21 protein-coding genes are annotated in these 21,049 nt (G+C 45.5%); 11 read left to right on the forward strand and 10 right to left on the reverse strand.

Features of this window, described 5'->3' with window-relative positions:
* Complete coding sequence (locus B1H58_RS16435; protein WP_085071538.1) at positions 1-1,728, reverse strand: potassium/proton antiporter; 1,728 nt, start codon at positions 1,726-1,728, stop codon at positions 1-3.
* Between the two features lie 244 nt (positions 1,729-1,972).
* Between B1H58_RS16435 and B1H58_RS16440 the strand changes: the two genes are divergently transcribed.
* A complete protein-coding gene (locus tag B1H58_RS16440; protein WP_085071539.1) occupies positions 1,973-2,683 on the forward strand; it encodes a phage antirepressor KilAC domain-containing protein in 711 nt (236 codons plus the stop codon).
* A gap of 493 nt (positions 2,684-3,176) precedes the next feature.
* A complete protein-coding gene (locus tag B1H58_RS16445) occupies positions 3,177-3,698 on the forward strand; it encodes a hypothetical protein (protein ID WP_085071540.1) in 522 nt (173 codons plus the stop codon).
* Positions 3,699-3,776: 78 nt separating this feature from the next.
* Here B1H58_RS16445 and B1H58_RS16450 read toward each other — a convergent pair whose 3' ends face one another.
* Positions 3,777-5,057, reverse strand: coding sequence for a YeaH/YhbH family protein (locus B1H58_RS16450; RefSeq protein ID WP_085071541.1), 1,281 nt, complete (start codon positions 5,055-5,057; stop codon positions 3,777-3,779).
* Positions 5,058-5,150: 93 nt separating this feature from the next.
* Complete coding sequence (gene yeaG, locus B1H58_RS16455) at positions 5,151-7,085, reverse strand: protein kinase YeaG (protein WP_085071542.1); 1,935 nt, start codon at positions 7,083-7,085, stop codon at positions 5,151-5,153.
* A gap of 88 nt (positions 7,086-7,173) precedes the next feature.
* On the opposite strand from yeaG, the gene B1H58_RS16460 reads away from it, so the two are divergent.
* The 4 genes from B1H58_RS16460 (at position 7,174) to B1H58_RS16475 (ending at position 11,447) form a co-directional block, all read left to right on the forward strand.
* Positions 7,174-9,102: a recombinase family protein gene (locus tag B1H58_RS16460; protein WP_085071543.1), complete on the forward strand. Its 1,929-nt coding sequence runs from the start codon at positions 7,174-7,176 to the stop codon at positions 9,100-9,102.
* Positions 9,103-9,253: 151 nt separating this feature from the next.
* A protein-coding gene (locus tag B1H58_RS16465; protein ID WP_157130138.1) for an IS3 family transposase occupies positions 9,254-10,365 on the forward strand; the annotation gives its coding sequence in 2 pieces (ribosomal slippage) (positions 9,254-9,515 and positions 9,515-10,365; 1,113 coding nt in all).
* A gap of 247 nt (positions 10,366-10,612) precedes the next feature.
* Positions 10,613-10,849, forward strand: coding sequence for a hypothetical protein (locus B1H58_RS16470; RefSeq protein WP_085071544.1), 237 nt, complete (start codon positions 10,613-10,615; stop codon positions 10,847-10,849).
* Positions 10,827-11,447: a glycoside hydrolase family protein gene (locus tag B1H58_RS16475; protein ID WP_157130199.1), complete on the forward strand. Its 621-nt coding sequence runs from the start codon at positions 10,827-10,829 to the stop codon at positions 11,445-11,447. Before B1H58_RS16470 ends, B1H58_RS16475 begins: the two co-directional genes overlap by 23 nt.
* 30 nt (positions 11,448-11,477) lie before the next feature.
* On the opposite strand, the gene B1H58_RS16480 is transcribed toward B1H58_RS16475, so the two are convergent.
* Together B1H58_RS16480 and B1H58_RS16485 are read right to left on the reverse strand one after the other, a co-directional pair.
* Positions 11,478-12,386: a RipA family octameric membrane protein gene (locus tag B1H58_RS16480; RefSeq protein ID WP_085071546.1), complete on the reverse strand. Its 909-nt coding sequence runs from the start codon at positions 12,384-12,386 to the stop codon at positions 11,478-11,480.
* Positions 12,387-12,546: 160 nt separating this feature from the next.
* Complete coding sequence (locus B1H58_RS16485) at positions 12,547-13,284, reverse strand: hypothetical protein (protein ID WP_085071547.1); 738 nt, start codon at positions 13,282-13,284, stop codon at positions 12,547-12,549.
* A gap of 526 nt (positions 13,285-13,810) precedes the next feature.
* On the opposite strand from B1H58_RS16485, the gene B1H58_RS16495 reads away from it, so the two are divergent.
* Both B1H58_RS16495 and B1H58_RS20720 read left to right on the forward strand, forming a co-directional pair.
* On the forward strand, positions 13,811-14,485 hold the full coding sequence (locus B1H58_RS16495; protein WP_167373297.1) for an EAL domain-containing protein: 675 nt from the start codon (positions 13,811-13,813) through the stop codon (positions 14,483-14,485).
* Between the two features lie 75 nt (positions 14,486-14,560).
* Positions 14,561-14,926, forward strand: a complete 366-nt coding sequence (locus tag B1H58_RS20720; protein ID WP_157130200.1) for a hypothetical protein — start codon at positions 14,561-14,563, stop codon at positions 14,924-14,926.
* Between the two features lie 29 nt (positions 14,927-14,955).
* Here B1H58_RS20720 and B1H58_RS16500 read toward each other — a convergent pair whose 3' ends face one another.
* The 3 genes from B1H58_RS16500 to B1H58_RS16510 all read right to left on the reverse strand — a co-directional run bounded on the left by B1H58_RS16500 (position 14,956) and on the right by B1H58_RS16510 (position 16,147).
* Complete coding sequence (locus tag B1H58_RS16500) at positions 14,956-15,327, reverse strand: hypothetical protein (protein ID WP_157130201.1); 372 nt, start codon at positions 15,325-15,327, stop codon at positions 14,956-14,958.
* A 120-nt stretch (positions 15,328-15,447) separates the two neighbouring features.
* Positions 15,448-15,813, reverse strand: coding sequence for a helix-turn-helix domain-containing protein (locus tag B1H58_RS16505; protein WP_085071551.1), 366 nt, complete (start codon positions 15,811-15,813; stop codon positions 15,448-15,450).
* Between the two features lie 73 nt (positions 15,814-15,886).
* Positions 15,887-16,147, reverse strand: coding sequence for a type II toxin-antitoxin system RelE family toxin (locus tag B1H58_RS16510; protein ID WP_085071552.1), 261 nt, complete (start codon positions 16,145-16,147; stop codon positions 15,887-15,889).
* A gap of 255 nt (positions 16,148-16,402) precedes the next feature.
* On the opposite strand from B1H58_RS16510, the gene B1H58_RS16515 reads away from it, so the two are divergent.
* Positions 16,403-16,624: a DUF2188 domain-containing protein gene (locus B1H58_RS16515; protein WP_085071553.1), complete on the forward strand. Its 222-nt coding sequence runs from the start codon at positions 16,403-16,405 to the stop codon at positions 16,622-16,624.
* Positions 16,625-17,061: 437 nt separating this feature from the next.
* Here the strand turns inward: B1H58_RS16515 and B1H58_RS16520 are convergent.
* Positions 17,062-18,230, reverse strand: a protein-coding gene (locus B1H58_RS16520) for an IS3 family transposase (RefSeq protein WP_157130170.1) whose coding sequence is annotated in 2 segments (ribosomal slippage) — positions 17,062-17,981 and positions 17,981-18,230 — 1,170 coding nt in all. Because the reading frame shifts where the segments join, the coding sequence is not laid out codon by codon here.
* A gap of 156 nt (positions 18,231-18,386) precedes the next feature.
* On the opposite strand from B1H58_RS16520, the gene B1H58_RS16530 reads away from it, so the two are divergent.
* Both B1H58_RS16530 and B1H58_RS16535 read left to right on the forward strand, forming a co-directional pair.
* Positions 18,387-19,136: a MipA/OmpV family protein gene (locus B1H58_RS16530; RefSeq protein ID WP_085071554.1), complete on the forward strand. Its 750-nt coding sequence runs from the start codon at positions 18,387-18,389 to the stop codon at positions 19,134-19,136.
* A gap of 76 nt (positions 19,137-19,212) precedes the next feature.
* Entirely contained in the window at positions 19,213-20,064 is an 852-nt protein-coding gene (locus B1H58_RS16535) for an aldo/keto reductase (protein WP_085071555.1), read from the forward strand.
* A 72-nt stretch (positions 20,065-20,136) separates the two neighbouring features.
* Here the strand turns inward: B1H58_RS16535 and B1H58_RS16540 are convergent, their stop codons facing one another.
* Positions 20,137-21,015: a D-hexose-6-phosphate mutarotase gene (locus B1H58_RS16540; RefSeq protein WP_085071556.1), complete on the reverse strand. Its 879-nt coding sequence runs from the start codon at positions 21,013-21,015 to the stop codon at positions 20,137-20,139.
* Between the last annotated feature and the right edge of the window lie 34 nt (positions 21,016-21,049).

Genomic DNA, 21,049 nt, shown 5'->3' on the forward strand with positions numbered 1-21,049 from the left:
TTATTCCTTCTCTTCCGGCACCCGCACGCCGATTTTGATCACCTGGTTATCCTCTTTTTCCGCCACGGTCCAGATCAGATGATTCCATTCCACCTGATCGCCCACCACCGGCGCGCCGCCGAGCATGCCCAGAATCAGCTGCCCCAGCGATTGCTGATCGTTAGTCTCTTCATTCAGATCCAGACCATAGATTTGTGCCACGTCGCGCAGTCTTGCATCCGCATCCAGAATAAAGTCGCCGAAAAAGCGCTGGTCAAGTGCTACCGGAGGCGACTGACTGAACAGCCTGCCGAGTGCGGGCAGGTCGCGCTCACGACCAATCACACAGAGCACATCGCCTTCCCGCAGGCGGGTATTGCCGGTGGGATGCATCAGCACATTATGACGGAACAGGGCGGCGATACGCGTTTCACGCGGCATTTGCAGATCGCGCAGCGCCGCGCCGACGCACCATTTATCCGCGCTTAACTGATAAACAAATTGTTCCCAGGGGTTTTCCGGATGGATATCAAGCCCAACGCGACTAATCGGCGAAGCGGTAGGCGGCACGATAACTTTCGCTTTACGCGCGGCAAAGCCCAGTGAAGTGCCCTGTAGCATCAGCGATACCAGCACCACGAAAAAGGCGATATTGAAGAATAGCGAGGCGTTTTCCAGCCCGGCCATCATCGGGAACACCGCCAGAATAATGGGCACCGCGCCGCGTAAACCGACCCAGCTGATAAAAACGCGTTCGCGTAGGGTAAAACTGCGGAAGGGCAGCAGGCCAATAAAAACAGAGACCGGACGGGCAAACAGAATCAGCCAGAGCGAAAGGATCATCGCCGGTACGGCGATATGCCAGAGGTCGGAAGGGGTTACCAGCAGACCCAGCACCAAAAACATGCCGATTTGGCTCAGCCAGGCCATCCCGTCAAAGGTTTGCAAAATGCCGTGCCGGTTGCGGATGGGGCGGTTCCCCAGCAGGAAGCCGCAGAGATAGACCGCCAGAATGCCGCTGCCTTCCAGCACCGTGGTCAGGGCGAAAACCAAAATCCCGCCGCTGACGGCCAGCAGTGGATAAAGCCCATTGGCTAAAGAGATACGGTTAATCAGCTGTTGTATCGCCCAGCCGCCGCCCAGCCCCAACACAATGCCTAAACCAAACTGCTGGATTAAATGAACCACAAACATCCAGCTTAAACCGCTTTCTCCCTGCTGAATCATCTCAATCAGGGTAATGGTAAGGAACACCGCCATGGGATCGTTGCTGCCGGATTCAATTTCCAGCGTAGAGCTGACGCGCTCGTTCAGCCCCTTATCCCCCAACAGCGAGAACACCGCTGCGGCATCCGTGGAGCCGATAATCGCGCCAATCAAAAAGCCCTGCATCATATCCAGCCGGAACAGCCAGGCGGCAGCGAGCCCGGTAAGGCCGGCGGTGATCATCACGCCTACCGTAGCCAGCGACAGCGCCGGGCCTAATGCGACACGCAGCGAAGTGGCACGGGTGCGCATGCCGCCATCCAACAGGATCACCGCCAGCGCCAGGTTAGAAACCATATACGCGAGCGGATAATTATCAAACGCGAAACCCCCGATACCGTCCACGCCGGTCAGCATACCCAGCGCCAGAAAGATCACCAGGATAGGGATCCCTAAACGGGAAGAGAAGGCGCTGAGTAGGATGCTTGATGCAACCAGCACGGAACCAATAATGAAAAGACTGTAAATTGTGCTGGCATCCAAGGCATTTTCTCCTCGTAAAACAGATGGCAAAAGCGATTTTAAACGTGGTTACACTATAACCGTTTTCAAAAGATAATGCTTTATCAATAGGTTGTCACAGCACGCAGGATAAAAAATGTGTGCTTTTCGCAGTATGGTATAAAGTAAAATTGCTTAAAAAAAATACTGGATATTAAACCAGTAATACGTATACTATTTGTACTCCCTAACGGGCTGATGCTATTTGCAAGTCAATGGTGAAGCTATGATGATTTCTACTGAGAGCCTGAACGCTCTTCATCAATCCGTCACAATGAGTAGCCGTGAAATCGCCGAGATGACCGGTAATACCCATGGTGAAGTGAAACGTCTGATTAAAAGTCTGGAAACGGCCCAGCGTCTGTCACAGCCGTTAATCGCATGGGATTACGAAGCTGACGGCGCGACACGCCAGGAATATCGTCTTAACAAGCGCGACTCGGTGCTGGCCGTGGCGCGTTTATCGCCAGCCTTTACTGCTGAAGCGCTTGATCGCTGGCAGGAGCGGGAAAAAATGGCGCATCTGCCCGATTTTACTAATCCAGCGGAAGCGGCGCGCGCCTGGGCCGAACAGTTTGAACAGCGTCAGAAAGCAGAGCAGCAGCTGGCGCTTTTCGCCCCCAAGGCTGAATTCTTCGATCGTTATGTCACGGTTGAAGAGGAGTCGCTTGGTTTCCGTCAGCTGTGCAAGATGCTGAAGGTTAAAGAGCCTGACTTTCGCCAGTTCCTGCTGGAACGTCATATCATGTATCGCATGAACGGCACGCTTACGCCGCATCAGCAGCATATCAACGCAGGGCGCTTTACACTGCGTTCCGGAGTAGGCGAAAACCAACATGCGTTTTCGCAGGCGCGCTTCACGGCCAAGGGCGTGAAGTGGGTTGCCAGCCTGTGGGCAGGGCACATTGCATCGCAGCCGAAAGGCGCTGCGGCCTGATAACAAGCCGGGAAGGAGAACGCAGATGAATGGATGCGATGCAAGTTAAAAGCCGGTCATGGACCGGCTTTTTTGTTTCTGAAATCCGCCTGCTCGCCTCATGGATAACATCGCCTGCGCTATACCGGTTCGGGGTTTTTCATCCTTCGCGTGGCCTCGCGCTGTTATACTACCGCCTGTACTACCTTTTTGCTTAAAGCTGAGATATAACCAGCGTCAATGCGCAACTGGTCTTTTACTGAAATAAATTTATATGAAAAGTAGATCACAGATTTAACAATAATAATTTAAATATTGAACCATTCCGTTAGTTTTTACGGGTTTTCTGCTTTATTTTTTATAGCTGAATAAAGGCACTCTCCCTTGAGAAGAGGGATGGGAACTTTATCAACAAAAATACGTTAGCTTTATAGATTGAGTGTGTAGTCTTAATCAGACACTGATATTAGTTCGCAGAAAGCCTTCTGCTATTCAAACTTATAAAGGAAGCACCTTGGCTGGTAAACTTACAGGCGTCGCTTGCATAGCTTTTACTGGAGTGGCAGCTTTTTCCAACCTCTGTCTGGCGGATGAGCTGGATCTCTATTCCCTTCATACCGCTTCATTTGCATACCATCTTTATTCTCCGACCAAAGATTATAACCAGTACTTCAAAAATAATTTGATTGCTGTGGAAAGGCGGGTTAACGAGAACTCAGATTACAGCCTGTATGCTGGTACCATGATTAACAGTGAAGGGAATCGATGCGCGCTACTGGGTTTTGAGAAGGATTGGGGAACCTACAACAACCTGACCATTGAGGGCATTTACCTCTATGCCGGTGAGTTTTGGTTTAAGTCGTTCTCAAGCTGTGGCGATAAGGGTATGTACCAGGATATAAAGAAGATGACTGGCGTTGGCTTCGCTCCTTATATTTATCATGGCGTTAAGTATGAAATGAACCCTCATGTTAGTTTCAGGTCGGGGGTTCTGCTGCCGGGAATTTTAGTTCTTAGTCTGCAGTTTAAATTCTGACGGGCTGGACAACGAGCGCACGATGGCGATAAAAAAGCAGCCTTCAGCGGCTGCTTTCAAGGCACCAGCTTATACAGACTAGCTCATCTCGCTGGCCTGTTTATGAAACAGCTCGCGGAACACCGGATAGATATCCTCTGGCTCACGAATATGCTGAATCGCAAAGTTATCAAACGCGGCCTGAAGATGCTCATATTCACGCCACAGCGTTTGATGAGCGCGGCGGGTAATCTCGATATAACTGTAATAACGCACCACCGGCAAAATATTCTTTGCCAGTATCTCATGGCACAGCGGTGAATCGTCAGCCCAGTTATCACCATCGGAAGCCTGCGCGGCGTAGATATTCCATTGCGTGGGATCGTAGCGATCTTTCACCACCTCATCCATCAGCTTTAAGGCGCTGGAAACAATAGTGCCGCCGGTTTCCTGCGAGTAGAAAAACTCCTGTTCATCCACTTCCTTTGCCTGGGTATGATGGCGGATATAAACCACTTCCACGTTTTTATAGGTACGGCTCAGGAACAGATAGAGCAAAATATAGAAGCGTTTTGCCATATCTTTTGTTGCCTGATCCATTGAGCCTGACACGTCCATCAAACAAAACATGACTGCCTGACTGGACGGCTCCGGTCGTTTTTCAAAGTTTTTGTAACGCAGGTCAAAGGTATCGATAAAGGGAACCCGCTCGATGCGTGCCCGCAGTTCAGCAATCTCTTTACGCAGCCGCTCTTCTTCCAGCAGTTGCACCGGCTCGGTTTTTTCCACCGTCTGCAGCGCATCCTCCAGCTCATGCAGCATACGGCGCTTACCTGCCGTCATCGCGGTACGCCGCGCCAGTGAGTTCTGCAGCGAGCGTACCACGCTGATATTGGCGGGCACGCCGTTAGAGGTAAAGCCGGCGCGATGCGTCTTATATTCATTCATCTGCCGCTGCTGCGTTTTACGCAGGTTGGGCAGAGCCAGATCTTCAAACAGCAGATCAAGATATTCATCCTTGGAGATTTGGAAAACAAACTCGTCCTGACCTTCACCATCCTGGCTGGCGTTGCCCTGGCCGCTTCCGCCGCCACCGCCGCCGCCCTGAGGACGTTCTACACGGTCATTCTGTACAAAATGATCGTTGCCGGGATGAACGCGATGGCGGGTGCCGCCGCGTCCCTGATGGAAAACAGGTTCATGAATGTCATCTACCGGTATAGAAACAGATTCACCACTCTCAACGTCGGTAACCGAACGTTTATTGATGGCCTCGGAGATCGACTGTTTAATTTGCGACTTGTAGCGACGTAAAAAACGCTGGCGATTTACCGCGCTTTTATTTTTGCCGTTCAGCCGCCGATCGATAAAATAGGCCATAGCTCCCCCAAACCACGTTGCAAGCAAGGTCGAACATAATGTCCGACCTCTTTACTGTCGCTTCCGTTACGTTTATAGGCTGGTACGCCTTACTTACGATGATTTGCGTACGCGCAGGTACCATTCACACAGCAGACGAACCTGCTTGCGGGTGTAGCCTTTTTCCATCATACGGTCGACAAAATCATCATGCTTTTTCTGCTCATCGGTTGACGTTTTTGCGTTAAAGGAGATAACCGGCAACAGCTCTTCGGTATTAGAGAACATTTTCTTCTCAATAACCGTGCGAAGCTTCTCATAGCTGGTCCAGTTAGGGTTGCGCCCGCTGTTTTGTGCACGGGCGCGCAGCACGAAGTTAACGATTTCGTTACGGAAATCTTTGGGATTACTGATCCCGGCTGGCTTCTCAATTTTCTCCAGTTCAGCATTCAACGCCTCGCGATCGAAAAGCTGGCCGGTATCCGGGTCGCGGTATTCCTGATCCTGAATCCAGAAATCCGCATAGGTCACGTAGCGATCAAAAATATTCTGACCATATTCTGAATAGGATTCCAGATAGGCGGTCTGGATCTCTTTGCCAATGAATTCCGCATATTTAGGGATCAGATAACCTTTCAGAAACTCCAGATATTTCTCGGCAAGTTCCTGTGGGAACTGCTCGCGTTCAATCTGCTGCTCCAGAACGTAGAACAGATGGACCGGGTTTGCCGCCACTTCCGTATGATCGAAGTTAAATACCCGCGACAGAATTTTAAAGGCGAAACGTGTGGAGAGCCCGTTCATCCCTTCATCCACACCAGCATAATCGCGATACTCCTGGTACGATTTGGCTTTCGGATCGGTATCCTTCAGGCTCTCACCGTCATAGACCCGCATTTTTGAATAGATGCTGGAATTTTCCGGCTCCTTCAGGCGGGAAAGGATCGAGAAGCGGGCCAGCGTTTCCAGCGTACCGGGCGCGCAAGGTGAATGGGTCAGCTCACTGTGATTAAGCAGTTTTTCATAAATCTTGATCTCTTCTGAGACGCGCAGGCAATAAGGCACCTTAACGATATAAACACGGTCAAGGAACGCCTCATTGTTTTTGTTGTTACGGAACTGCACCCACTCAGATTCATTGGAGTGCGCCAGAATAATTCCGTTAAACGGCAGGGCGGAAATCCCTTCCGTACCGTTGTAGTTACCCTCCTGCGTTGCGGTCAGCAGAGGATGCAGCACCTTAATCGGTGCTTTAAACATCTCTACAAACTCCATGATGCCCTGGTTGGCGCGGCACAACGCCCCTGAATAGCCATAGGCATCAGGATCGTTTTGCGCATGGTTTTCCAGCTTACGGATATCCACCTTACCGACCAGCGCGGAGATATCCTGGTTGTTCTCATCGCCCGGCTCGGTTTTTGCGATAGCCAGCTGCTCCAGAATCGACGGCCAGACTTTAACCACTTTAAAACGGGTAATATCACCGCCGAACTCATGCAGCCGTTTTGCCGCCCACGGCGACATAATAGTGCCCAGATAACGGCGCGGCACGCCATACTCTTTTTCAAGAATATTGGCATCCTCCTGCGGATTAAACAGGCAGAGCGGATGGTCATTGACCGGACTGCGTTCGCCGTCGGCGCTCAAAACATAAATAGGTACACGCTGCATCAGCGATTTTAAGCGTTCGGCGAGTGAGGATTTACCCCCACCAACCGGGCCCAACAGATAGAGGATCTGTTTTTTCTCTTCCAGGCCCTGAGCCGCATGTTTCAGGTAAGAGACGATTTGTTCAATCGCTTCTTCCATCCCATAGAACTCTTCAAAAGCCGGATAACGTGCAATTACACGATTTGAGAACAGTCGGGAAAGGCGAGGCTCCTGGGCAGTATCGACCATGACTGGCTCACCAATAGCCATCAGGAGTCTTTCTGCCGCGTTGGCGTATGCACTGCGATCCTGCTTACAGGTAGCAAGAAATTCCTGCAGTGTGAACTCTTCGTCCTTGGCAGCTTCATAACGCTGACGATAGTGATCGAATATATTCATAGCGATGCCCGTCCTGTTAGAATCATTGGGAACAAAAAAGGGATACGTTAACCACAGCTTTTTACTTGCCTCTTTAGCGGGGAATTAAATGAAATACATACCATATTGTTATCGACGCCTTTCCACTATGAGTCAAGTTACGAGCGGTCAAGGATTAGACGATCAGAGGTCGATAATTGAGCGTTTTTTAGAGGATAATGCTGAGAAATTCACCGGAGAGCCAACATATATAACGGACGAAGGTATCTCTGCATACAAAGATGCCAACATTGCAGAATCTTCTGCTCTCGGGATTTTCCTTCGAGACGTGAAGGAGCACCGAATTGGTTTCGGAAGTGCGTTAATCGTCACATCACTCGACAGGTTATCCAGGAGGAATGCATGGTCAGAGAACACTATTCAGTTCATCGTTAACTCCGATGTAGTGGTATTCGATATCAGTACTGGGCTTGTGTTAAAGAAAGATGACTCTTTCACTAAAATTCATATGGAAATCATTCTTTCCCGTAGTCATAACGAATCATTGATGAAGTCAATACGTGCTAAAACTGCTTGGGAAAACAAGGTACTAAAGGCTGTAGAAAAGGGTGAGGTTCTTTCAAACAAGCTTCCTCGGTGGTTAGAAAATATCGATAACAAATACGCCCTTAAACCGGAAAAAGCAGAGGAAATCAGACAGATTTTTGATTGGTATATTCACGGGTATAGCACAGGCCAAATTGTCAAAATGCTCAACAATGGTTCGCGTTTAGTAACCATTTCAAAACTACTTCGTGACAGGCGTTTGATTGGTGAGCATAAACGGGTGAATGGTCAAATTCTACCCAATGTGTACCCTATTGTAGTTGACGAAGAAAAATTCACCATAGTTCAAAATTTGATCAACTCCAATAAAGCTAATGTAGGGAGTAGTCCAGAGAGCCTTCTTGATAATATTCAGGAAGTACAAGAAATCTTCAAACTTACTGAGGAAGGTTTGAGTACCGGGCAGATAGTACGGAAACTCAAAAACGGATGGACTACCGTAAACGTTTTACGAGTACTTAGAGATGGTGAAGTCGTCACAAAAGAAATCATCGACAATCTTACTTTTAAACGAGTCCAAGAAAGGTTAACCAAGAAGGGCATAGCAAAGAGGGTCAGAAAGGATATTACCCGTTCTGAAAACGATGTGATCACGAACCTATTCGCTCCAGTGCTTCATTGTGGGTTATGTGGGGGAAGAGTTGCTCTGCACTATAACCATCTTAAAACAAAGTACATTTCATGCCGAACGAGAGAAGAGAAAAAAACCTGCACTGCAAAAGGCGTACAGTACATACACCTCGAAGAAAACATTCTTAGTACTATCAGGAAAGTTAACTTTTCGGCTTTGATGAATTCTGATGGCAACAAAAATTTTTCAGGTGAGGCAAAGAAAGCTGAACTTCTATCATTGCGGGCAGAAGAACAGCGTTATATAGATGCTATTAAAGAAAGGGAACTTCAAAAGAAACGTAAATCATTCGAGTTACAAGCAGGGTTAAGTGATGTACGTGACGCTATTGAAGAACTTGCGAAAGAAATTGCTAACAATAATACTTTAGAAGTACTACCTAATTTTAACTTTGATATGAGTAAAGCACTCGATCCCGAAAATCTTGAGATCCGAGCAGCTATAAAGAAAGAAATAAAGCAAGTGGTTCGCACCATCAATTACATCAGGTTCGATAAGTACATATCAGTTGAAATGAAGTACTTCACAGATGTTTTGAGGCACGTACTAATTATAAAGAATAAAGGCGGGGAACTTGTCGCTAACATAGCCATACAAGACCACGGCGACATAATTACATATGAGACACCTTCATTTGTATTGGTTGAAGATAAAGAAAATAGGGTATGTAGCATAGACGACAAGTACAAAGTTACTGTGCAAGATTACGGGCTTTTATTGAACTATATGCAGGGTATAGCAGATCAAAAAATTGTAGACTATATGATTGCCAACATGTCTCAGATACTGCGTAATAACTAAAAAAAGCCAGTACTTTGCAGTACTGGCTTCATTTTAATCTAATTTGGTTTCACGTCCTGCTTCAACATCACTTGTAAGTATCCCGCATAATCGTACCATTCACATTCAGAGATCATCCGGCATAATCAATCTGCCAACAAAGGAGATCGCTATGCGTAAAGCCCGTTTTACTGAGCATCAGATCATCGCCGTGATTAAGTCGGTTGAAGCCGGACGAACTGTTAAGGATGTTTGCCGGGAGGCCGGTATCTCTGAAACCACTTACTACAACTGGAAGTCTAAATACGGCGGCATGGAAGCATCTGATATTAAAAAGATAAAGGACCTTGAGGACGAAAACCGCCGTCTCAAACAGATGTTTGCCGACCTGAGTCTTGAGAACCGGGCTCTGAAAGACGTTATCGAAAAAAAGCTTTAAAACCAGCCTTTAAGCGTGAGCTGGTAACACATCTGATAACGGCATTCGGACTCAGTATTCGCCAGGCCTGCCGAAGTCTGAACCTGAGCAGAACGGTTTATCATTACCGCCCGGATACCACGCGTGATGAACCCGTTATTGCCGCATTGCAGGCGGCGGCTGAACGATACCCGCGATACGGTTTTCCGAAGCTTTATCAGGTTCTGCGACGTCAGGGGTATCAATGGAATCACAAAAGGCTCCACCGTATTTACTGTCTGCTCAGGCTGAATTTTCGCCGTAAGGGTAAACAACGGCTGCCGGTGCGTAATCCTTCGCCGCTGGCCACGCCGGAAGCGCTGAACCAGAGCTGGTCTGTCGATTTTATGAATGATGCCCTGGTCTGTGGCCGTCGTTTTCGCACGTTCAATGTCGTTGATGACTTTAACCGTGAGGCATTGTCGATTGAAATCGATCTGAATCTGCCAGCCCCGCGAGTGGTCCGGGTGCTCGACAGGATCGCGGCAAACCGTGGCTATCCTGCCATGCTTCGCATGGATAACGGACCGGAATTTATCTCGCTGGCACTGGCTGAATGGGCAGAGAAACATGCAATAAAACTGGAGTTTATCCAGCCGGGTAAGCCAACACAGAACGCTTTCATTGAGCGTTTTAACCGGACATACCGTACAGAAATACTCGATTTTTATCTGTTCAGAACGCTGAATGAGGTGCGGGAAATCACGGATAAATGGTTATCAGAATATAACTGTGAACGCCCGCATGAATCGCTGAACAATATGACACCGGAGGAATATCGCCAACAACATTATCTGGCCGGGATCTCAAAAAATGCATGGAACTAAAACGGGTCTATTTACAAAATCTCCAACTTAGCTTTCTTGGGAGTAACATTAGGCGGATGGGTGACAATCATCCTCGCTATTGGTGCATTGCTTTTATTTTTGATGAATTTAGTTAAGTTCATTCAATTTTCATACGGCTGTTATAAGAAAATTAAGAATTATTATCAAGATAAAAAAGAAAAATAAACTCATTTCATTTGAACCTCTTTTTAGTACTAATTGATTAAATACTATCAGGAAGAAAGTAATGCTTCCTGTTTATTTAATTCTAAAAGAGGTTTATATGAAAAAGATTATGATTGCACTTGTTATTTTTATCGGTTCTATTTTGTTCATTACACATGGTAGTAAACAAACAGAGCCAAAGAATATTAGTTATATTCAATGCGTAGTAATTGACGGAAAAGTACATGATTGTACTGATATAACTGACTTCAAGATATTAAAAACGGAGTCTACGGATGGATATAAAGAGCACAATTAAGGGAATAAGTGCTGGGGTACTTCTTCTGTTTGGAACGAGCGTAGTAACATTTGAAGGCTTACCATCAATGAATCCTAACGGCAATTATTCGCCGTATAAAGATCCTGTTGGTATTACAACTCTCTGTTATGGATACGTACCGCAAATGACAGAAGCCATACAGAAAGAGTATACAAAGAAAGAATGTGATGTTCTGCTTGATAAGACACTTTATAAGTACACAATAGTACTGAACAACCTGCCAGTAATGCCAGTTTCAACAACGGTAGGATTTCTGGACTTTGCCTATAACGCAGGTATTAATGCAGCGAATAACAGTACAGTGAAAAAGAGGCTTGCTGAAGGTAACTATGTTCAGGCAAGTAAGGCAGTACTGCAATGGCGTTACGTCTCTCAGAAGAAGCCAGATTACTCTAAGGGACGATGGGAACACAGGAATGGTAAGTACTATTATGACTGCTCTCAGTACCATCAGGGCAAGCCTAATAAGCTGTGCTATGGCCTCTATACAAGGCGTTTGATGGAGAGTGAACTACTTGCCGGCACTATGACCAACAAAGAAGAAATACAAAGCTACATACACAGATTTGGAAAGTAGAAGAGGGGATACCATGTGGTATCCCTTTTTTTATTTAAAATACAAGAGATACAAGATGGATAAAGATATAAGCAACCAAATAATTAATAGTATTAGCTTCATTATTTTTATGGATAAATTTAGCATGTTGTGCCATGAACTTTTTTTGCCTTCGTTCGCGGATTTGTCTTCTGGTTTCTTTTCTTTTTCTATCTCAACAGCCCAACTGGATATTAATGTTTTAGTCTTGCCCGTGCTCCTATAAGTAAAGATGTCTATGACATTCGATATTGTAAGCACTAAAATACTAAAAGTTGCAAGCAAAATGAAGAAGTTGTTTCTGTCATTATATGGGAACACCACAAAATATATACCTTCTGCTAAAAACAACCAAACACCTAAAAACAGAATGTACAATGCCCTATTTAATTTTGATATTGAGTGACGTTTAGCCGTGGTGTTAATTAGTGTGCTGTAAATTCTACCTGAAAAAAGTGGTTCCAGTAAATTTACGTGGTACTCCCAATTCTTTTGCCAATATTCCCCACCCTGTATTATTTTCGTTGCAATGATCGTTAACAATACACCTACAACAGCAACACTGGCCACTAAACCTAATAATGCACGTTTATCTTCTGGAGCCATGTTCAGACGATAATATGCAGCGAGTAACAAGCCTGTTACTGTTATCAGCGATGCGATTAATGTCCAAACGTAAGTAGTTCTTTTCCAATAAAGGTCTATTTCAAACTTACGTATATCATGGGCTTTATCATATGATTCTTTAAGAACATCATAGTCTCTATTCGTGAGATATTCTTTGTTAGGATCGTTTAAGAGTTTTTTAATGTATTGATTTGGCGTAGGTTCCAGAAAGTACGCTTGAGCAATATTATCTTTGTGCTTCTTATCAAGGGGTTTTTCAGAACTACTGCTTTTGACAACTCTACGATTTAGCATAGTACTAATCCTTTGTAACCACACGGGTAAATTCTGATGTTAGCTTCAAAGGGATGACAAATCTATAGGAATGTGTAAAGTTACTAATGTGTTGCCCATATGCCCAGAAACTGGGGGCGTGTTCTGCAAACCGTATATGGGCAACACATTACTCATTTTATCAAGGTGTTGCTAATATTGCGTTTACGATAGACTGATTAAAATCATATGGGTTCTTGATCATGTTATCTATAAATTCATCATTTTGGAAGTCAATTTCTATCTCAATTTCTTCAGCACCATTCACTGAAAGAATAGTGGCTTTAGTGGAATATTTCTTGTGGCTAATATCTTTTATGTATTGAAGTTGTTCGTGTAATGATAGTTCTTTTAAGTCCTGTTCTAACTCAAAGGTAAGTTCTCTAACATCATTGGGTTCAATTGATATAGGAAAGGGGGCGGGTGAGTAATTTTTTTGATTGCTTTTAAAAGAAAACTGCCTTTTTAATTCCGCCAAATCTAATGATTTTATTTTTATTGGGAAATTGTTATGGTTTGATACAATGAATGTCAATGATAGTCCAATTGTATTGATTTTATTCTTTGTGGTGTAAGATCTTACATAATTCTTCGCTTGAAATGTTGTAATTTCAGTGCCTTTGTTTTGTTTTTCTGTATTGATTTTATGCTCTTTAACCCAAGCTTTATAACCAGCAAGGAAAAGAGCAATGAAGGCTCCAGCAATAAGGATGGGGCGATAATAAGCTTTAAATGGATCAAGGAATTCTGTAAAATTTGCTGCAAATAAAACAACCGAAACAAAAAGAAAAGCACCAACTATTGATTGTATTTTTCCAAAAAGTTCAAATAGTTCATTAAAACCAGAGATTAATGCCTTGAGGTATGTTTTTAGGTACATAAATCAAATCCATTTAAAAAAGGTTAAAGGAGAGAGTTGTCTAAGTCTTCAAACATAATACTACGTGTTTCGCGTATTGAATACTTACTTGTACCGTGCTCTTGTACGATTCTAAAAGCATCATCAATGTACACCGGCGTGTTAATTATGAACTCAACATGATATGGATAGATGAACACGATCCAGTAAAAACAGGGGGTTGTATGGCTCTCAAACATACCATAGCTGCCATATAGCTCAGGTTTGTAGTAGGTGAACACGTCCTCTCTTTGACAGTACACGATAGTTTTCCCGTTCATTTCAATGATAGCCATTATACCTTCCCTCTAATTTTCATACTGTTTATCCATACAGTATTGCCAAGTGTGCAAATCTCGCAAGCAAAAAATGCAAAATGATATCTATCAATAACCTATGCATCGATAGGTGAATTTATGATATCTAAAACCTTTCAAAATGATCTGTACCAATAGGTAAAAGCGATCAATAATCATTCATATAACATACAAAAAGCGAAGGAATGGTTATGGAACATAGTTTTTGGGCACAGCCAATTCATACTACTGATGGCAAGCTGTTGGGGGTTGAAGTACTGACCAAGTTTGAGCAGCCTGGCCTGTACCAAGTAATTAACCCTAAATACTACATAAAGAGTTTGTCCACAGAGGCAAAACGGCAACTTCTGATTGATCAGTTGCTCACGATTGCAGAGCACTCACAATGGTTCAGGCATAACAAACAGTTCTGTAATGTTAATATCGATAATGATCTTGCAGAACTACTATTGAATGATCCTTGGTTAAAGAACATTGTTATGCAGCTTCCCTTTGTACGTTTAGAAATTTCTGAAGATTTTAAAGGATTGAATGAAGGTATGAACAATCCAGTACTCAAGGGGCTTGTAGAGAACCTGAATGTACTTTGGCTGGATGATTTAGGTTCAGGGAAAGCTAACATGCAAGCTGTTATTACGCAGGTTTATGAAGTGGTGAAGCTTGATCGTAAGTTCTACAGGCAAGAAGTAGAGAAACCGTACTTTATAGAGATGGTGAGGAATATCCGAAAATACTGTGATTGGATTGTGGTAGAAGGAGTAGAATTTATAGAGGAGTTACCCATTCTAAAGCAGGCTGATATCTGGGGAGTTCAAGGTTTTTTGTATAAATCTGTACCACTCACAAAGATACAAACCTTGATTTGACTATCAAGAAAAGTAGTGGAAAACTGAAATAGAAAAGTGTTTAATTCCGGTTTTCCACACACAGTTTGAAATTTCATGAATTTAATAACAAAATTAGGATTAATTGCAGTACTAACTTCAACTTGTCATTTTGCAAATGCATTATCTTTAAAAGGGTATCTTGATGCTAAAAAAGACACCTCTCCTGTTGATCAAAAAGTGATCGCAGATTTATACCTTGGTGCTGTAGCACAGAGTTTAATAGAAAGTAATGCTGTAGTTTATAATCAGTTAGGAAAAAACCTATTTTGTATGCCAAATCATATTGTATTTGGCTCAGATGAATTAGATGCAGCCATAGAGAAATATATTGGGCCTAATCCGCTTCCTGAAAATTTATATGATGTAGGAATTGCAGCCGTAGGACTTATAAGCTTGGAACGCATGTATCCATGTCAATAAGATAAGGCCGCTATGATAGCGGCCTTTCTTCATTTCTTATCTTTAAGCATTTCAAAGATTAGTTTTTTCATTTCTTGAGAGCACTGCTCAACGTATAAGTTCTCATCATCAGTTTTTATTTCATTAGTACGAGTATCAAGTTCTTTAAGGAATTCCTCACTTTGTACTAAATCAATAACAGACTCTGTGAACTTTTGTTTTTTATTCAAACTAAAAGATTGGGGTAGTAAATTACCAATTGCTATTGAAGTATAACCCCATTGGGTGGGAGTAATTATCTCAGCAGCTTCTTGCATTGTTTCTTTAACATTTTTCTTCCTGGAGAAAACAGAAAAAAAGGTTTCTATTATTTTATCAACAATCTTGTTTTGTTTTTCTTCAGGCAGAGTTTTAAAAAGCACGTGAAAAATTCTTAAGAAAGTCAAGAGATCCATGTTTGTTTTCAAGTATGTAAAAAGTGGTGGCATCATACTCTATGAGAGACTAATACGAAAAGGCCACCGTGAAGGTGGCCTTTCAATTTAGAGTACTAACTGTTCTGGACGGCAATCATAAAGCTTTGCAAGCCGCTCACGAGTCTTTTTCTGTGGCTTACTCTCTGCACGTTCTAACTGAGAGATAGCACTCTGAGTAGTACCTAATTTTTCTGCTACATCGTACTGACTCAAACCACGATGGATACGCCAGGCGGCCTGAAGGCTCACTTCTTGATCAATCATGATTCCTACCACTTCATGCGGTACGGTTTCATCATCATCTGGGCTTGCTTCAATAGGTATACTCTCCCATTCGCCTTCAGCGTCTGAGAGAAGCTTTTCGTATTCTGCTACAGGAAGTACCACAAATTGTGGTTTTCCTGCTTCATCGTATATGTACTGTTTTGACATAGTTTATCCGGGTATCTATGAGTCGCGGCAAATGTCATAGGTGCGTAATGAAGCGGGGGAAACCCCCGCTTAGTTAGTAAGTACTCGATGTTCTTCGTGCCACTTCCTTGATTTCAAGTACTACCGGTTCACCGTATATTAATTCAAAAAGTACTCTGTAGTCTCCAACACGTAACCTGTACTGGTTGTCGCTTGCCTGAAGTTTCTTAATGTCCAAGGTCACTAAGGGGAAAGCAACTAACTCGCCAACTTTTTGATAAATGGTGTTCTGATAGCGTCTGTCGATCTTGAGAAGGTGCTTAGAAGCACGCTTAGACCAGATCACTTTAACCACTACGCACCTCATTTTTAAAGAACATATCCCGCTTGGGATGATTAGATAGTATGATCAATATCTAATCATTGCAAGATCATTTTTCTAATCATCTAATGTTGGTTTCTTGCTGGAATTCGAGGGTACAGAGACTTGCAAAGATGCACTTGTAAGATGCGTACATATTGTGATTATGATCAAATAAAATACTACATGTAGTGTTTTTTGAAGCGGAGCGGATATAAAATATTAACTTACATTACTGGAGGGCATCAAATGGGTAAAAACCAGCACGTAGTACCTCATAACGGTGAGTGGGCAGTAAAAGGGGCAGGTAATACAAAAGCGACCTCAGTACATGGTACACAGCAACAAGCGATTGATGCTGCTCGTGCCATTGCACAAAACCAAGGTAGCGAATTGCTGATTCATGGACGAGATGGACAAATTCGTGCAAAAGACTCGCACGGCAAAGATCCGTTTCCCCCTAAAGGATAGTCAAAGCAACACATCAAAAAGAGCCGACAGGCTCTTTTTTATTACTTATCAATTGGTTAGGTTAAAAATACAAATGTTCCCATTGATTCTTTTATGCGTCCTTTCGTTTTTAGCACAGGTAATGGAAGCGTTATAAAAGGTGTATCAGCTTCCGGAAGATATTCTCTTGGGAGTACAGCAACCCTTATGCCAACCTGACGTATTTTTATCGGGGTACACAGATTTGATGGTTACTCTGCTCGAACGAATCACATAGGTTACTTTTAACTGTAGATGGCATTTCAGGAATTTTCTTTAATGCTATTGAATTACACTAGGAAAGTGTGACCGGTAATAAGCATTGCCCTTGCGGGGCGCGGCCTGTGACGGCTTTGTAAATAAGCGGAGAAAGACTCAGCAAACTGAACCCTTCTTTCCTTCGAATATGACTGTAGTGGTCAACAAAAACTGGTCACCGCTTTAGAGTTTTTCCAGTATCGACTTTCCGATTCGTTTGGTGGTAATCCACCGTTATATTCATGCGGCCTGAGCGTGCTGTAGTAACCCACGATGTAATCTGTGATCGCATGAGAGGCTTCACTGAAGTTCATGTATCCCATCACGGGAACCCATTCATTTTTCAGGCTCCGGAAGAACCGCTCCATTGGGCTGTTATCCCAGCAATTTCCCCGCCGACTCATGCTCTGCTTTATCCTGCAACGCCACAGTAACTGCCTGAACTGCCGGCTTGTGTAGTGGCTACCCTGATCGCTATGGAACATCACTCCGCCTGGCTTTCCCCGACGCTCCCAGGCCATTTCCAGCGCTTTCATAGTGAGTTTGCTGTCCGGTGAGAATGACATTGCCCAGCCCACGGGTTTTCTGGCGAACAGGTCGAGAACAACAGCAAGATATGCCCAACGTTTTCCTGTCCAGATATAAGTCACGTCGCCGCACCATACCTGGTTGGGCTCGATGACCGCGAACTGACGATCAAGGTGGTTCGGTATAGCGATGTGTTCCTGTCCACCGCGCTTATACCGGTGTGTTGGCTGCTGGCAGCTTACAAGTCCCAGCTCTTTCATGAGTTTGCCAGCAAGCCAGCGCCCCATACGGAAGCCTTTAAGTGTTGCCATAGTGGCAATGCTTCTTGCGCCCGCTGAGCCATGACTGATGCTGTGTAACTCCTGCACCTGGCTACGCAACGCTGTCCGCCTGATATCCGGTTCATCAGGACGACTTTTCCAGTATTTGTAGCTGCTACGGTGAACCCCAAACACATGGCACAGTATCGCCACGGGATAACGCGCTCTGAGCTTCCCGATTAACGAGAACTGTTCAGGGAGTCTGACATCAAGAGCGCGGTAGCCTTTTTTAATATGTCATTTTCCATTTCAATACGTTGAAGTTTTTTCTTCAGCTCACGAATTTCAATTTGTTCCGGCGTTATCGGCGAGGCTTTTGGCGTTTTGCCCTGACGTTCATCACGCAACTGTTTAACCCAGCGCGTCATGGTAGAAAGCCCTATATCCATCGCTTCAGCCGCTTCAGCAACGGTGTAATTCTGATCGACGACAAGCTGGGCTGATTCGCGTTTGAACTCTGCACTGAAATTTCTTTTTTTCATTGGGGCACCTGTATTGTTCTGAGGCGAGCATATCACCTCTGTTCAGGTGGCCAAATTCAGTAAACCACTACAGACAAAATGTATTAAGATTTAAACCTGTCACGTAATGACGTTAGACTACCTCTCTAATTGTTATATTTATGGAAGAAACATATTGTGAACCGATTCAAAATTAGCGCGCTTGCTTTGCTGTTGCCTCTTTGCGGTGTCGCCCAGGCGGAACAAACTTCTCCGCTCACGCTGGGTGCGTCAGTGGCGTATGCGCAGAGTCCCTATAAAGGGGGACAGGATCGCTATTTACCGCTGCCGGTGATCAACTATGAAAGCGACAGCTTCTGGCTGCGCACACTGCAGGGCGGTTATTATCTGTGGAAAGATCAACAGGATCAGCTTTCTGTTACCCTGGCAGGCTCGGCACAGCGCTACGATCCGGATGATAACGATCTGGGCGCGATGAAAGGACTTGATGAACGTCACATGACGCTGATGGGCGGCCTGGAATATCGTCATATAGCTGAGTGGGGGATTGTGCGGACCAATCTGCTTGGCGATGTACTGGGCAAAAGCGACGGTATCGTCTGGGATTTGACCTACCTTTATCGCTTTGAGTTCGGCGACTTCAGCGTGGCGCCTGGCATCGGCGCAACCTGGACCAGCGCCAATCAGAATCGTTATTATTATGGCGTTTCCAGCCACGAGTCAGCGCGCACCGGCATTCGTCGCTATCAGCCGGATGACAGCTGGAGTCCTTACCTTGAGCTAAGCGCTAACTATCGCCTGACCGAGCGCTGGAATACCAGCGTCTATGCACGCTATACGCGACTGGCTGATGAGATTAAAGATAGCCCGATGGTCGACACGGATTCTCAACTGACCACCTGGGCTGGTATTAGCTATAGCTTCTGATTGAGCAGGCTAAAACAGGGCAGCGGGCGCTCCGTTGCGCCTGTTTGGTGCATGCCCGCGGTGCAAAGGAGGGAGGATGGGCAAAAATATAGCGTTTGCAGCGGATTTGACGTTGCCAGCCATTGGTCAGGGCACCTGGTATATGGGTGAAAAAACCGAGCTACGTCAGCAGGAAATTGCCGCCTTACAGGCTGGCCTGGAGTGCGGTTTAACGGTAATCGATACCGCTGAAATGTATGCAGACGGCGGGGCGGAGCAGGTTGTTGGTGAGGCGCTGCAGGGAAGGCGCGATCGTGCCTGGCTGGTTTCAAAGTTTTACCCGTGGAATGCCGGCGTTGATGATGCAAGGGAAGCCTGTGAGCGCAGCCTGAAGCGCCTGAAGACAGATTATCTTGATCTCTATCTGTTGCACTGGCGCGGCAATATCCCGCTGGAAGAGACGATCCGTGCAATGGAGAAACTTCAGCAGCAGGGAAAAATCCGCCGCTGGGGCGTGTCTAATTTTGACTACGAGGAGATGCAGTCGCTTTGGCAAGAGCCAGGCGGCAGTGCCTGTGCCGCTAACCAGGTGCTATATCATCTTGCCTCACGCGGCATTGAGTTCGATCTTCTGCCCGCCTGTGGTGAGCGCCAGCTACCCATTATGGCCTATTGTCCGCTGGCTCAGGCAGGGCGTTTGCGCCATGGCCTGATGAGTTCGCCCGAACTAAACGAAATGGCCGATCGGTTAGGGATTAGCGTAGCGCAACTGCTGCTGGCGTGGGTGATCCGCCATCCGAATGTCATGGCGATCCCCAAAGCCAGCAGTATCAGCCATGTTCAGGAAAATGCCGCCGCGTTAAGCGTGACGTTAGATGAAACACATTTGAAGCAAATCGATCTGCTGTTTCCGCCGCCGCAAAGCAAGCAGCCGCTGGATGTGGTATGAAAATAACGCCATGCAGGTCGGGCATTTGCCCGACCTGTAACTGCTGGCACGTTTTTCAGACGAAAAGATAAATTAGCGCTTTTTACGCAGGCGGAAGGTGGTGGCCAGGCGAGCCGGTTGCTCGGGCGCACTCTTCATTGGCGTATTGATACGTGCTGTTTCTACGCAAACCATGGTCTGGAAGCCATCGTTCGCCATATCGGCCATGCTGCAGGATAACTCCACGCCCGGATTCCAGGTAACCACATCGCTATGATGATGGTGGTAAACCTCAATCACCCGCTGCCCGGATTTATCGTGGATCAGACTACAATCTTCTGGCTGGGTATAAATACGATCGACCTGACCGGCATAGCGCTGTTTGCCATCCGCAGAGGTTGCCTGTTCGCCGCCTTTCACCTTGTCGATAAAGTGCGTGCCCAGACCGCTGACTTCCACCTCCGCAATATCCGCCACGTTAAAATAGCTGTGCAGGGCGCAGGTCGCCTGGTATTCACCATGCGCTTCCAGCTCAATTTCGCAATGTTCACCCAGGCGGAAGCGCGCAATTAATGTGAAATCATGCGGCCAGAGCGCTTTGGTCTGCTCATTACTTTCCAGCACCAGCGTCAGCAGAACGTTGTCGTTATTTTCATCGTGAGCAGAGAGCGTCCAGGGTTGATTACGGGCAAAGCCGTGTGCCGGTTGGCCTGCCGGTCCAAACCACGGCCAGCAAATCGGTACGCCGCCGCGAATCGCCTTACCTGAGGTAAACGCCGTTTTGTCACTAAGCCAGATAACTGGCTTTTCACCGTTTGGCTGCCAGGCAATCAGCTGTGCGCCCTGCAGCGTAACCGCAGCACGCACTTTCGGATGATTAACCACGATAACGGGCAATTCGCCAATCTGTCGTTGGCTCAGGTAAGGGGAGATCTGGTTTACCACGGGAAGCGAAAAGATTTTTTCGGTCATGATGTTACCTTGCTGGAATTCAGACGATAAAAAA

Origin of the sequence: Pantoea alhagi, assembly GCF_002101395.1 — a bacterium.
Taxonomy (GTDB): domain Bacteria; phylum Pseudomonadota; class Gammaproteobacteria; order Enterobacterales; family Enterobacteriaceae; genus Mixta; species Mixta alhagi.